At 71.3% G+C, this 13,847-nt stretch carries 9 protein-coding genes; 3 read left to right on the top strand and 6 right to left on the bottom strand.

All coding sequences use genetic code 11. The annotated features are described in order from the left end of the window. Positions 1 to 54: 54 nt before the first annotated feature. Together ACFXGX_RS11655 and ACFXGX_RS11650 are read right to left on the bottom strand one after the other, a co-directional pair. Complete coding sequence (locus ACFXGX_RS11655) at positions 55 to 1,518, bottom strand: S28 family serine protease (protein ID WP_384788333.1); 1,464 nt, start codon at positions 1,516 to 1,518, stop codon at positions 55 to 57. A gap of 87 nt (positions 1,519 to 1,605) precedes the next feature. Beyond that, positions 1,606 to 1,995: a hypothetical protein gene (locus tag ACFXGX_RS11650; RefSeq protein ID WP_384788330.1), complete on the bottom strand. Its 390-nt coding sequence runs from the start codon at positions 1,993 to 1,995 to the stop codon at positions 1,606 to 1,608. A gap of 232 nt (positions 1,996 to 2,227) precedes the next feature. On the opposite strand from ACFXGX_RS11650, the gene ACFXGX_RS11645 reads away from it, so the two are divergent. Then, the gene (locus ACFXGX_RS11645; protein WP_384788327.1) at positions 2,228 to 2,704 is read left to right on the top strand and encodes a hypothetical protein; all 477 of its coding nucleotides are present in this window, start codon (positions 2,228 to 2,230) and stop codon (positions 2,702 to 2,704) included. On the opposite strand, the gene ACFXGX_RS11640 is transcribed toward ACFXGX_RS11645, so the two are convergent. Both ACFXGX_RS11640 and ACFXGX_RS11635 read right to left on the bottom strand, forming a co-directional pair. After that, a complete protein-coding gene (locus ACFXGX_RS11640) occupies positions 2,688 to 6,416 on the bottom strand; it encodes an ABC transporter ATP-binding protein (protein ID WP_384788324.1) in 3,729 nt (1,242 codons plus the stop codon). The genes ACFXGX_RS11645 and ACFXGX_RS11640 overlap by 17 nt on opposite strands. 190 nt (positions 6,417 to 6,606) lie before the next feature. Continuing rightward, positions 6,607 to 7,530 carry a serine hydrolase gene (locus ACFXGX_RS11635; RefSeq protein WP_384788321.1) on the bottom strand — a complete coding sequence of 308 codons (924 nt, stop codon included), beginning with the start codon at positions 7,528 to 7,530 and terminating at the stop codon, positions 6,607 to 6,609. A gap of 190 nt (positions 7,531 to 7,720) precedes the next feature. Here ACFXGX_RS11635 and ACFXGX_RS11630 point away from each other — a divergent pair, with 190 nt between their 5' ends. Continuing rightward, positions 7,721 to 10,054, top strand: a complete 2,334-nt coding sequence (locus tag ACFXGX_RS11630) for an ArnT family glycosyltransferase (protein ID WP_384788318.1) — start codon at positions 7,721 to 7,723, stop codon at positions 10,052 to 10,054. 228 nt (positions 10,055 to 10,282) lie between these two features. Further along, positions 10,283 to 11,086, top strand: a complete 804-nt coding sequence (locus ACFXGX_RS11625; protein WP_384788315.1) for an endonuclease I family protein — start codon at positions 10,283 to 10,285, stop codon at positions 11,084 to 11,086. Between the two features lie 81 nt (positions 11,087 to 11,167). On the opposite strand, the gene ACFXGX_RS11620 is transcribed toward ACFXGX_RS11625, so the two are convergent. Continuing rightward, the gene (locus ACFXGX_RS11620) at positions 11,168 to 12,853 is read right to left on the bottom strand and encodes a thiamine pyrophosphate-binding protein (RefSeq protein WP_384788312.1); all 1,686 of its coding nucleotides are present in this window, start codon (positions 12,851 to 12,853) and stop codon (positions 11,168 to 11,170) included. Next, the gene (speB, locus tag ACFXGX_RS11615) at positions 12,850 to 13,818 is read right to left on the bottom strand and encodes an agmatinase (RefSeq protein WP_326787619.1); all 969 of its coding nucleotides are present in this window, start codon (positions 13,816 to 13,818) and stop codon (positions 12,850 to 12,852) included. Before speB ends, ACFXGX_RS11620 begins: the two co-directional genes overlap by 4 nt. Positions 13,819 to 13,847: the final 29 nt, after the last annotated feature.

Genomic DNA, 13,847 nt, shown 5'->3' with positions numbered 1-13,847 from the left:
TTTCCGCGGGGGCCGCGCCCGTTGGGGAACGGGGGGGGCGCGGTCCTGTTCCGGTCACGGGCGCAGGGTCATGTCCCGTTCGGTGCCGCGGCTGTCCAGCTTCGCGTCGAACCTCGCGAGCGGCCGGGCCGCCGAGGGGTCCGCCTGGACCGTCGCGGAGGCGACGCCCGCCCAGTCGAGGATGCGGGCGGTGGCCCGCGCCTTCTCGTCGGCGGCGAGCCCGGCGACGTTGGCGCCGTGGTTGAGGCCCGGAGCCGTGAAGACGTAGGAGTCGCGCGTCTTGGAACCGAGACGGAACCGCTCGGCGCCCCAGGGGTCGTTCTGGCCGTAGACGAACAGCATGTGGTGCGCGTTCCGGCGGACCCAGCCGTCCACGTCACGCATCGCCGACGGCTGGAACCTCATCGGGATGGAGCGCGGCACGAACGTGCGCGGGGCCTGGTAGCCGTAGCGGACGTACTCCTTCTCGATGTACGGGAAGTGGATGGTGGGCGCGCCCAGTTGGGTGCCCGCCTGGTAGTAGTACGGGGTGTACGGCTCCAGGCCCTGGTCGGTGTAGAACGAGAACCCGGAGATGGTGTCGACGGAGTTCCAGATGTCGTCGTCGCTCGCGTGCGCGGCGTCCGCGGGGATCGTGGCGCAGTCCGCCAGCAGGCTGTACTGCCAGAAGCCCCACACGTAGTCGAGCACGACCGCCTCGTACGCCTTGTCCAGGCTGCCGACCGTGGTGAAGGTGTAGCCGTTGTCGGCGGCGTACTGGGCGTACTTCTTCTCCAGCGGCTCGCGGCGCACCAGGGCCTCGCGCTGCACGGCGTTCAGCCGGTCGCGGCACTCCTTGGTGCCGACCTGCCGGAAGAAGCGGTCGTACGCCGAGTCCTCGTCGTTCACGGCGTCGTTGGGCGCGACGTAGGCGACGACGCCGTCCATGTCGCGGGGGTAGAAGCGCTCGTAGTACGTGGCGGTCATGCCGCCCTTCGAGCCGCCGGTGGAGATCCACTTCTTGCCGTAGACCGGCTTCAGCGCCTGGAAGATACGGTGCTGGTCGCTCGCCGCCTGCCAGATGTCGAGCTTGGACCAGTCGGCCGGTTGGGGCCGGGACGGCGTGAAGTAGCGGTACTCCATGGAGACCTGGTTGCCGTCCACGATCTGGGTCGGCTCGCGCCGGCTCGGTGTGGTCGAGACGTTGTAGCCGCCGGTGTAGAAGACCGTCGGGCGCGAAGTGTCCTTGTGCAGCACGGTGATCCGCTGCTGGAACGTGCCCTTGGACGGGTGCCGGTGGTCGACCGGCTGGGTGTAGTTCAGGACGAAGAACCGGTAGCCGGTGTACGGCTTCTCCTGGACGAGGCTCATGCCCGGGATCGCGAGCAGCCGGTCCAGGATGTCCTTGCTCTCGTCGGCCGTGCTGGTTGCCGCTGTGGTGCCGTGGGCCTCGGACCGGACGGCGGTGGCCGTACCGGCCGTGCTCAGCGTGCCGATGAGCACCGTGAGCACGAGCAGCCCTCTGAGCGCCTTGCGCATGCACCCTCCCCTGGGATCACTCGGTTGTCCGCCGGAACCTAACGGAGCAACTTCCGTGACACCAGAGGGTCTTGGGTCATACGTGGTTCAGCACAGGATCCAGCCGGAACTCACCGAACCCGAGCCGACCGAGCCCTTGATCCGGACGCAGCGATGGCCCGCGTACAGGGTCACCGGGCCCGCGTGATGCGCGAAGTGCCCGGAGTCCACCACCGGCCGGCCGCCGCGCGCCTGCACGCTGACGGACATCCGCTTGCGCGAGCCCCGCGCCTCGGGGAAGGTCACGGCGCAGACATAGCCGCTGCGCTTGTACACCTGCACGGAACCGGTCGTGAAGGGCAGGGTGCGGACCTTGCGGCCCGAGCAGGAGGAGGGTGCGGCCTGGGCGCTGCCCGCGCTCATGAAGGCGAGCAGTCCGCCCGCTGTCAGCACGGCCAGGCCGAGCGCCAGCCGTCGCCGTATCGCACCACTGTCCACTGTCGTCCCTCCCGCAGCAATCAGCGTACTGGTGTACGGACGCAGGACGTACGGCGGATGGTTGCGTACCGCTACGACTCACCGTCGGCGCATCCCACCCTTGCGAGGTTTTTGCCTTCTTTGGATACAACGGTGCCTGTTTCTCCCGGGTCCAACTGGCGGGCCCCACCCACGGGTCCAACCGACGGCCCCACTCATGGGTCAACTCACCAGGAGAAGAAGGCGGTTCACCATGTCCGGCACCAACTCCCCCCTCACCACCGGCCGCGCGGTCATCGCCGCGGCCCTCCTGATCGCCGCCGGCGCCTCGGTGCCGGCCGTCGCGAGTTCCACCGCGGCGCCGCCCGCCCGCAGCGGGAGCAGCGGTCCCGCCTACGACCGCGTGGCCGACTTCTACGGCGCCTACATCGACGCCGTGACCGACGGGGACTCCGGCACCCTGAGCACCCGGCTGCGGTCCTTCTACCTGACCCCGGCGCTGCGCACCCAGCTCGCCGGCTGGGAGCACCGGCAGCACGCGGACGGGGTGCTGCGCGCCCAGGACGTGCCGAGCGCCTGGAAGGTGACGGCGGGCGACAGCGGCGCCGGGCACACCTGGTCGACGGTCCGGCTCACCTGGGGCTCCGCCGCGCACCCGACGTACACCTATCTGACGGTGCAGTCGGATCTGGCGACGAAGAAGATCTCCGGCATCAAGCCGAGGAGCTGACCGGCTCCTCGGGCTCGGGAGCGCCCACGAAGGTCCGCCACAGCGCCGCGTAGCGGCCGTCGAGGCGGAGCAGTTCCTCGTGGGTGCCGTCCTCGGCGACCCGCCCGTGGTCCATCACGACGACCCGGTCGGCGCGGGCCGCCGTCGTCAGCCGGTGGGCGACCACCAGCGTCGTACGGCGGCCCGCCAGCCGGTCGGTGGCCTGGTTGACCAGTGCCTCGGTCGCCAGGTCGAGCGCCGCCGTCGCCTCGTCGAGCAGCAGCACGTCCGGGTCGACCAGCTCGGCGCGGGCCAGCGCGATGAGCTGGCGCTGTCCGGCGGAGAGGTTGCGGCCGCGCTCGGCGACCTCGTGGAGATAGCCGCCGTCCAGGGTGGCGATCATCTCGTGGGCTCCGACCGCGCGGGCGGCTGCCTCCACCTCGGCGTCGCCGGCGCCGGGGCGGCCGTAGGCGATGGCGTCGCGGACGGTGCCCTGGAAGAGGTAGGCCTCCTGGGGGACGACGCCGAGCCGGTGCCGGTAGGAGGTGATGTCCAGGTCGCGCAGATCCGTGCCGTCGACCGTCACCCGCCCGGCCGTCGGGTCGTAGAACCGGGCGACCAGCTTCACGATCGTCGACTTGCCCGCGCCGGTCTCGCCGACGAAGGCGACGGTCTGCCCGGCCGGGATGCGCAGGGACACCGCGCTGAGCGCCTCCTCGGCGCGGTCCGCGCCGCCGTACGCGAAGCCGACGTCCTCGAACGCGATCTCGCCGCGCAGCGAGGGCACGTCCAGCGGCGCGTCGGCGGACTTCGTCGAGGTCGGCTCCCGGAGCAGCTCCTGGATGCGGCCCAGCGAGACGGTGGCCTGCTGGTAGCCGTCGAACACCTGCGAGAGCTGCTGCACGGGCGCGAAGAACAGGTCGATGTAGAGGAGGTAGGCGACCAGCGCGCCGGTGGTGAGCGTGCCGGAGTCGATCCGGTGGGCGCCCACGATCAGCACGGCCGCCCCGGCCCCCGAGGCCAGGAGCTGGACGAAGGGGAAGTAGACGGAGATCAGCCACTGGCCGCGGATGCGCGCCCGGCGGTAGCTGTCGCTGCCCTCCGCGAAGCGCCGCCCGCTCGCGTCCTCGCGCCGGAACGCCTGGAGGATCCGCAGCCCGGACACCGACTCCTGGAGATCGGCGTTGACGAGGGACACCCGCTCACGGGCCAGTTCGTACGCCTTCACGCTCGCCCGGCGGAAGAAGAACGTGCCGATGACCAGCGGCGGCAGCGTCACGAAGACGACCATCGCGAGCTGTACGTCGATCACCAGCAGGGCGCCCATGATGCCGAAGAAGGTGACGACGGAGACGAACGCGGTGACGAGACCGGTCTGCAGGAACGTGGACAGGGCGTCGACGTCGGTCGTCATCCGGGTCATGATCCGGCCGGTGAGCTCCCGCTCGTAGTAGTCGAGTCCGAGGCGCTGGAGCTGCGCGAAGATCTTCAGGCGCAGCGAGTACAGGACCCGCTCGCCGGTGCGGCCGGTCATCCGGGTCTCGCCGATCTGCGCGGCCCACTGCACGAGCACGGTGATCAGCGCGAGCGCGGCCGCCGCCCACACCGCGCCGAGCGCGAGGCGGGTGACGCCCTGGTCGATGCCGTGCCGGATCAGGACGGGCAGCAGCAGCGTCATGACCGCGTCGACGGCGACCAGCGCGAGGCTGATGAGCAGCGGGGCACCGAAGCCGCGCAGCAGCCGGCGCAGTCCGTAGGAGTCCTCGGCGCCGACCGCGCGGGCCTCGTCGACGTCCGGCACATCGGCGGCGGGCGGCAGCGCCTCGACCTGGGCGAGGAGTCCGGGGGTGGCGGGCATGCCGTCGAGCGCGTTGTCGCGGGGCTCGCGGTCGCCGGTCCACAGGCGCGGTGTCACCCCGCGCTCGGCGTCGAACTCGGCGTCCAGCTCCTCACGTACGGAGGTGTCCTCCCTCGGTACGGCGGGCAGGGCGTGTCCCGGGGAGACGCCGCCCAGCTCGTCCGGGTCGGTGAGCAGCCGCCGGTAGAGCGCGGAGCGTTCCTGGAGCTCGTCGTGGGTGCCGATGTCGGCGAGCCGGCCGCCGTCCAGGACGGCGATGCGGTCGGCCAGGTTGAGGGTGGAGCGGCGGTGGGCGATGAGCAGGGTCGTACGGCCCTCCATGACCTGCCCGAGTGCCTCGTGGATCTCGTGCTCGACCTGGGCGTCCACGGCGGAGGTGGCGTCGTCGAGGACGAGCAGCCGCGGGTCGGTGAGGATGGCGCGGGCGAGTGCGACGCGCTGGCGCTGGCCGCCGGAGAGGGTGAGGCCGTGCTCGCCGACCTTGGTGTCGTAGCCGCCGGGCAGCTCGGCGATGAAGCGGTGCGCCTGGGCGGCGCGGGCCGCGGTCTCGATCTCGTCCTGGGTGGCGTCGGGGCGGCCGTAGGCGATGTTGGCGCGGATGGTGTCGGAGAAGAGGAAGGAGTCCTCGGGGACGAGCCCGATCGCGGCGCGCAGGGACGCGGTGGTGAGCTCGCGGACGTCGTGTCCGCCGATGAGGACGGCGCCGTGCGTCACGTCGTAGAAGCGGGGCATCAGCAGCGAGACGGTCGACTTGCCCGAGCCGGAGGAGCCGACGACGGCGAGGGTCTCGCCGGGCCTGATCTCGAAGCTCAGCCCGTCCAGGACGGGCCGGTCCGGGGTGTACCCGAAGGACACGTCGTCGAACTCGACGGTGGCGGGCGCGTCCGCCGGCAGGGTCTTGGTGCCGTCCTTGATCGACGGCTCGGTGTCGATGAGCTCCAGCACGCGCTCGGCGCCGGCGCGGGCCTGCTGTCCGACGGTCAGCACGACGGCCAGCATCCGCACCGGTCCGACGAGCTGCGCGAGGTAGGTGGAGAACGCCACGAAGGTGCCCAGCGTGATCTGGCCGCGCACGGCCAGCCAGCCGCCGAGCGCGAGCATCGCGACCTGGCCGAGGGCGGGCACGGCCTGGAGGGCCGGGGTGTACTTGGCGTTGAGGCGGATGGTCCGCAGCCGGCCCGCGAAGAGCCGTCGGCCGACCTCGCGCAGCTTGCCGGTCTCCTGCTCCTCCTGGCCGAAACCCTTCACCACGCGGACGCCGCTGACGGCGCCGTCGACGACACCCGCCACGGCGGCGGCCTGCGCCTGCGCGTACCAGGTGGCGGGGTGCAGCTTGGAGCGGCTGCGCTTGGCGACGAACCACAGGGCCGGGGCGACGGCCAGCGCGACCAGGGTGAGCGGCAGGGACAGGGCGGCCATGATCCCGAGGGAGATCAGGAAGAGCAGGATGTTCCCGATGGTCATCGGGAGCATGAACAGCAGGCCCTGGATGAGCTGGAGGTCGCTGGTCGCGCGCCCAACGACCTGCCCGGTGGACAGCTCGTCCTGGCGCCGCCCGTCCAGCCGGGTGATCGTCTCGTACATGTCGGTCCGCAGGTCGTGCTGGACGTCGAGCGCGAGCCGGCCGCCGTAGTAGCGGCGGACGAAGGTGAGGGCGTAGACGAGGACGGCCGCGCCGAGCAGCGCGCCCGCCCAGGGGGCCATGCCCCGGCTGTGGTCGCCGATGACGTCGTCGATGATCACCTTGGTGACCAGCGGGACCACCGCCATCAGGGCCATGCCGCCCAGCGAGGACCCGAGCGCGAGCACCACGTCCTTCGGGTACCGCCAGGCGTACCCGGCGAGCCGCCGCGCCCATCCCCGTTCCGTCGCCACTCCGGCACCTTCCGTAGATCTCACTCCGCCGGAAGAGACCAACACCGAGCGAAGCGGATTTCATCCCTCCGCAACAATCGTGCGCCTGTCCGCACGACAGCAGTCCGCCCGCCGGGCCAGGTGGCCGGGCGGGCGGACGACGGAGTTCGAAAGGGTGTACGAAGGTGGCGGCGCCGGTCCCCGGCTCCGGTCAGCCCGCCGGGACGGCCGGGAAGGCCTCCGTCGGCCGCGAGGTCGGCGTGAACCGCTGGGGGGCGACGGTGGTCGGCACGAGGTCCTTGTGGATGACCTTGGCGACGGCCTGAATGGTGGCGACGCCGTAGTCCATGGTGCTACTGCCGACGGTGAGCACCGACATCATGTAGTCGCGGCCGCCCCCGTTGAAGGTGCCGAGGCTGTGCACCCGCCACGCGTTCGAGGAGCGCGAGAGCCAGCCGTTCTTGACGTGCACGGCGACCGTCGAGGGCGCCCCGGCCGGTGTCCCCCAGCGCTGCGAGGAGGTGACCTGGCCCATGAGCTTCAGGATGTAGGCGCGCGAGGCGTCGCTCAGCACCGTGTTCTTGGCGGTGACGAGCTTGAGCAGCTTCTGCTCGTCGGTGACGTTGATCTGGGTGAGCCCCCAGTAGCCCCCGGTGCCCGGGGTGGTCTTCGTCATCCCGGCCGCGGTCAGGAAGCCCTTGATCTTCGTCAGACCGAGCTGGTTCCACAGCGTGGTGGTCGAGGCGTTGTCCGACTGAGTGATCATCTTGGTGGCGAGCGAGGTCTCGGTGCTCGTCAGATAGCGGTTGTGCTTCTTCGCGTCCCACAGCAGTGTGGCGAGGACGGTGACCTTCACCGTGCTGGCCGAGTCGAACGAGGTGGTGGCGCGGAGTGTGCAGGTCGTGTTCGTCGAGCGGTCGTACAGTCCGACCGCAACGGTGCCCCTGCGGTTCGCGAGCGCCGCGGTGATGTCCGTCTGCAGCTTGGCGGCCAGACCGGCCTTGCTCGACGTACAGCTGACCGTCGGCGCCGGCGCGGCACCGGCCGGGGCCGCGGCGATCGCGATCGGCACGATCACCGCGGCACCGAGGCTCGTTGCGAGCACACGGGCAGCCCGGGATATCCGGTGAGTCATGGAGGCTTCCCATCCCCTTGAAGCGATACGGAGCGCGCCGAGGGCGCGCTCGCATCGAATGACTCACAGGAACGCCCGATAGTTGTACGGGTGTTCTGGGTACTGGGGTTCGGGCACGGGGGTCCGAACGCACAGCTCACCCCCAGGCGGGCCACAGTCCGCGCCCATCGGCGCGCGGCAGGGTGCGATGGTGACGTCTGCCACTGACCCATCGCCCGACGCCCCCGCGACTCCCCCCGCCCCGCCTCCGGTTCCCGTACCGGCGGGGTCCTCGGAGCGGGCGTCGGCCGCCCCCCGCTGGTCGCCGCCCGCGCTGCTCGCGATCCTCGTACTGGCCGGAGTCCTCTACTCCTGGAACCTGTCGGCCTCCGACCTCAACAGCTTCTACAGCGCCTCGGTGCTCAGCGGCACCCAGAGCTGGAAGGCCTGGTTCTTCGGCTCGCTCGACGCGGGCAACTTCATCACCGTCGACAAGCCGCCGTTCGCGCTCATGATCATGAGTCTGTCCTGCCGGGTCCTCGGATTCGGCACCTGGCAGATGATGGCGCCCATGGTCGCCGCCGCGCTCGGCACGATCTGGATCCTGCACGCGAGCGTGAAGCGGCACTTCGGGCACGCGGCCGCCACCGTCGCCGCGCTCGTCCTCGCCCTCACGCCGATCACGGTCGCCATCAACCGCGACAACAACCCGGACACCACCCTCGTCCTGCTGATGGTCGCGGGCGCGGCGCTCGGCCTGCGGGCCACCCGTGAGGGCAGGCTGCTCCCGCTGCTCGGCTCGGCGGTGTGCTTCGGACTCGCGTTCAACACCAAGATGCTCCAGGGATACATCGCCCTGCCCGCCGTCTTCGCCGTGTACGTGTACGCGTGCCGGCTGCCCTGGGCGAGGAAGGTCCGCGACCTGCTGCTCGCCACCGTGGCGCTGGCCGTCGCGAGCTTCTGGTGGGCGGCCGCCGTCTCCCTCGTACCGGCCGGCGATCGCCCGTACATCGGCGGCTCCACGGACGGCTCCGCCTGGGACCTGATCATGGGCTACAACGGCCTGGGCCGGGTGCTGGGCGGCGAGGGCAACGGCGGCGGGGGCGGCGGAGGCGGAGGCTTCTCCGGAACCGCGGGCCTCGGCCGGATGTTCAACGACATCCTCGGCGGCCAGATCTCCTGGCTGCTCCCCTTCGCCGGTATCGCGCTCGTGGGCGGCCTGGTGCTGTGCGGACGCGCGCCGCACACCGACCCGACGCGTGCCGCGCTGCTGCTGTGGGGCGGCTGGACCGTCCTGCACCACCTGACGTTCAGCATGGCCGAGGGCACCATGCACCCCTACTACACGACCGCGCTCGCACCCGGCATCGCGGCGCTGACCGGCGCGGGCGGTGTCATGCTGCTGCGCGCCCTGCGCGGCCCGGACACCCGCTGGGTGTGGGTGCTGCCCGCCGGACTCGCGGTCACCGCGCTCTGGGCGGTCGTCCTGCTGCGCCGGGCCGCCGACTGGAACGGCTGGCTGTGGCCCGCGGTCGCGGTGGTCATGGCACTGGCCGTCGCGGGGCTGGTCGTGTTCCGCTCCGGCAGGCGCGCCCGGCTGTTCACGGTCTCCGTGGCCGCGGCGGTCGTCGCGGCGCTCGCCGGCCCGACGGCGTACGCCGTCTCCGAGCCCGCTTCCGCCGGCGGTGGCGGTGGCATGGGCGGCACCAACCCGACCGCGGGGCCGTCCACGGGCGGCGGCTTCGGCGGCGGTCCCGGCGGCGGCCGGAGCGGCTTCCCCGGCGGCGGGGCAACCGGCGGGAACGGCGAGACGTCCGAGGGCTTCCCCGGAGGCGGGCAGGCACCTGGTGGCGGGGGCGAGCCGCCCGAGGGCGGCTTCCCCGGAGGCGGCCGGGGCACGGGCGAACCGGGCGGCGCGAACGGGGAGTTCCCCGGTGGCGGCCAGGCGCCGGGCGGCAACGGCGAGCTGCCCCAGGGCGGTGCCGGCGACGGGCCGGGCGGATTCGGCGGAGGCGGGGGCGGCATGGGCGGCACCACGAGCAGCGCCATGGTCTCCTACCTGGAGAAGCACCAGGACGGCGCCAAGTGGCTTCTGGCGGTGTCCAATTCACAGAGCGCGGCGTCGCTGATCGTCAGCACCGGCAAGCCCGTCATCTCCATGTTCGGCTTCACCGGTTCCGACCGCGCCATGACCCTGGCCAAGCTCAAGGACCTCGTACGCAAGGGCGAGTTGCACTACATCCAGCTCGGCGGCGGAATGGGCGGCGGCGGAATGGGCGGGAACAACACGCTCAGCTCGCAGATCACCTCCTGGGTGCAGAAGAACGGCACGGCGGTGAAGGAGGGCGAGTACGACAAGTCGGCGTCATCCGGCTCCACTTCGTCGTCCGGCTCCGGCTCCGGCTCCGGCTCGACATCGTCGTCCGGCTCCGGCTCCACATCGTCGTCCGGCTCCGGCTCCCCATCCGGCTCCGGGTCCTCCGCTTCGAACGACGGCCAGTCGGCCTCGACGCTCTACCGGCTGGACCTCTCCGACCTGGACTGATCTCACATCCCCGCACGCTCCGGCGGACGGCCCCCGACCACTTCGGCCGGGCGCCGTCCGTTCCGTTTTCGGCGGGGCCCGTCCGTTCCGTCATGTCCCGCGAAGAACAACCGAGTTGTTGAATCCCGACACAGAACCAACACATCCCCTTAACCCGGCGAACCGCATGTCCATGTCACCCTCCCGGTTATCCGCTCCATTCAACCCGCGTAGAACGGACACCCCACGATGCCCGCCACGCACATGCGACGCTGGAAAACCCTGGCGCTGAGCACCTCCGCGATCCTCATCGGCATCACCCTGCCGACACTGACCGCGACCCCCGCGAGCGCGACCACGACCGCGTACGACAGCACGTACTACAAGAACGCGGTCGGCAAGACCGGCACGAGCCTGAAGTCCTCGCTGCACACCATCATCAGCAGCCAGACCAAGATCTCGTACTCCGCCGTCTGGAACGCGCTGATGGCCACCGACCAGGACCCGAACAACAGCAACAACGTGATCCTGCTGTACAGCGGCGTGTCGCGCGCCAAGTCCCTCAACGGCGGCGACGTCGGCGACTGGAACCGTGAGCACACCTGGGCCAAGTCGCACGGCGACTTCGGCGAGGTCACCGGTCCCGGCACCGACCTGCATCATCTGCGTCCGGCGGACGTCCAGGTCAACAGCATCCGCGGCAACCTGGACTTCGACAACGGCGGCAGCGCGGTCACCAACGGCGGCGGCAGCACCGTCGACTCCGACTCCTTCGCGCCTCGCGCGGCGGACCGGGGCGACGTGGCCCGCATGATCCTCTACATGGCCGTGCGCTACGAGGGTGACGACGGCTTCGCGAACCTGGAGCCCAACGAGAAGGTCGGCAACGGCAGCAACCCGTACATGGGCAAGCTCTCCGTGCTCAAGGCGTGGAACGAGGCGGACCCGCCGAGCGCCTTCGAGGAGAAGCGCAACCAGGTCATCTACGACACCTACCAGCACAACCGCAACCCGTTCATCGACCACCCGGAGTGGGTCGAGGCGATCTGGTAGGCGGGCGGTCCCGCGAGCCCCGGGACCTCTTCCGCGCGGGAGAGGTCCCGGGGTGGCGCTCGTCCCCGGCGAGGGCGGCCCTCAGTCCAGGTGGGTCGCCGCGAACATCCGCAGCAGCGCCGGCAGGACGACCACCGAGGGGCCGGGCGTCGCCAGTGCCTTGGCCAGGTCCTCCTCCAGCGTCCCGGGGGTCGTCAGGACGCCCGGGACACCGAAGGACTCGGCGAGGGCCACGTAGTCCGGGCGGGACAGCTCCGTCGCCGTGGCCTGGCCGAAGGTGTCGGTCATGTACTCGCGCAGGATGCCGTAGCCGCCGTCGTCGACGATCAGCCAGGTGACGTTCAGGCCGTACTGCCTGGCCGCGGCGAGTTCGGCGATCGAATAGAGCGCGCCGCCGTCGCCGGACACCGCGAGGACCGGGCGGGAGGGATCGGCCGCCGCCGCGCCGAGGGCCGCCGGGAAGCCGTAGCCGAGACCGCCCGCGCCCTGCGCGGAGTGCATGGTGTTGCTCCCGCGCGGGTCGAAGGCCGACCACGCCCAGTACGCCAGGATCGTCATGTCCCAGAAGGACGGCGAGCCGGCCGGCAGAGCCTGGCGGACGGCCGCCAGCACGTCCTGTTCCAGGGTGAGTTCCTGCGCGGCGATGCGTTCCGCCACCCGGGCGAGGACCGTGCTCACGCGTTCCGACGCCGACGGGTCGGGGCGTTCCTCCACCGTCTCCAGCAGCACGGACAGGGCGAGGCGCGCGTCCGCGTGGATGCCGATCGCCGGGTGGTTTGACTCCAGCTTGCCGAGGTCGGCCTCGATCTGGATCACCCGGCCGCGGGGCTTGAACGTGTGGTAGTTCGAGGACAGTTCACCGAGACCGGAACCGACGACCAGCAGAACGTCCGCGTCCTCCAGGAAGTCCGTGGTGTGCCGGTCCTCCAGCCAGGACTGGAGCGAGAGCGGATGGGTCCAGGGGAAGGCGCCCTTGCCGCCGAAGGTGGTAACCACCGGCGCGTTCAGCTTCTCCGCGAGCGCCTTCAGCTTGCCGGACGCGTCCGACCGTACGACCCCGCCACCCGCGATGATCGCGGGGCGGGCCGCCGAGGACAGCAAGTGGGCCGCCAGCGCGGTCAGTTCGGGACGCGGGACGATGTCCTCGGGGGTCGCGTCCATCGCCGTGACCTGCGGCAGGTGGGTCTCCGCGAGCAGGACGTCCTGCGGGATCTCCACCCACACCGGCCCGTGCGGGACGGTCAGCGCCGACTCCCAGGCCGCCGCGATGGCGGAGGGGATCTGCGACTGCGTACGGACCGTGTGCACGGACTTGACGACACCCCTGAACGACGCCTGCTGGTCGGGGAGTTCGTGGAGATAGCCGTGCCGGCCGCCGCCGAGTCCCGCGGTCGGGATCTGGCTGCTGATGGCGAGGACGGGCGCCGAGGCGGCCCGCGCCTCCTGGAGCGCGGCGAGCGAGGTCAGCGCCCCGGGGCCGGTGGACAGCAGCAGCGGCGCGGCCTCACCGGTGATCCGGCCGTACGCGTCCGCCGCGAATCCGGCGTTGTTCTCGACGCGCAGACCGATGTAGCGGAGCGAGGAGCGGCGCAGCGCGTCGAACATGCCGAGCGCGTGTTGGCCCGGCAGCCCGAAGACGGTCGTCGCACCGAGACCGGAGAGGGTCTCCACGACCAGGTCTCCGCCGTTGCGGCCGGGGGGCGGGTTGAGCGCGGCCTCCGTCTGTGCCGCCGACGGGCGGAGAACCAGGTCGTGGTCGTGGGTCACTTGTTCCGGGCCTCCGCGATCTGGCGGGACATGATGGTGGTCAGTTCGTAAGCGGTGTGGGACGCCGCCACCGCGGTGATCTCGGCGTGGTCGTACGCCGGGGCGACCTCGACGACGTCGGCCGAGACCAGGTTGCAGGACGACAGTCCGCGCAGGATCTCCAGGAGCTCGCGGGAGGTCATGCCGCCCGCCTCCGGGGTGCCCGTGCCGGGCGCGTGCGCCGGGTCGAGGCAGTCGATGTCGATGGAGATGTAGAGCGGGCGGTTCCCGATGCGCTGGCGGAGCTGGTCGGCGACCTCGTCGGCGCCGCGGCGGTAGACGTCCGCCGAGGTGACGATGCCGAAGCCCATCTTCTCGTCGTCGGTGAGGTCCTGCTTGCCGTACAGCGGGCCGCGGATGCCGACGTGGGAGAGCGCCGAGGTGTCGAGGATGCCTTCCTCGACGGCGCGGCGGAACGGGGTGCCGTGGGTGTACTCGGCGCCGAAGTAGGTGTCCCAGGTGTCGAGGTGCGCGTCGAAGTGGAGCAGCGCGACCGGGCCGTGCTTCTTGGCGACCGAGCGCAGCAGGGGCAGCGCGATGGTGTGGTCGCCGCCGAGGGTCATCAGGCGGGCGCCGGTGCCGAGCAGTTCGTCGGCGGCGGCCTCCACCGTCTCGACGGCCTCGTTGATGTTGAACGGGTTCGCCGCGATGTCACCGGCGTCCGCGACCTGCGCGAGGGCGAACGGGGAGGCGTCCTGCGCCGGGTTGTAGGGGCGCAGCAGCCGGGACGCCTCGCGGATCGCGTTGCCGCCGAAGCGGGCGCCCGGCCGGTACGAGACGCCGGAGTCGAACGGCACACCGACGACGGCGACGTCGGTGGTGCCGACCTCGTCGAGGCGCGGCAGCCGGGCGAAGGTCGCGGGACCGGCGTACCGCGGGACGCGGGAGGAATCGACGGGACCGCGGGGCGTCTCGTTGCTGCTCATGGGGTTTTGCCTTCTTTCCTACGCTTCAT

It is taken from the genome of Streptomyces sp. NPDC059371, from assembly GCF_042751995.1.
GTDB lineage: Bacteria > Actinomycetota > Actinomycetes > Streptomycetales > Streptomycetaceae > Streptomyces.
Note: the sequence above shows the minus strand (reverse complement) of the source record. Positions and strands in the feature narration are given on the sequence as shown.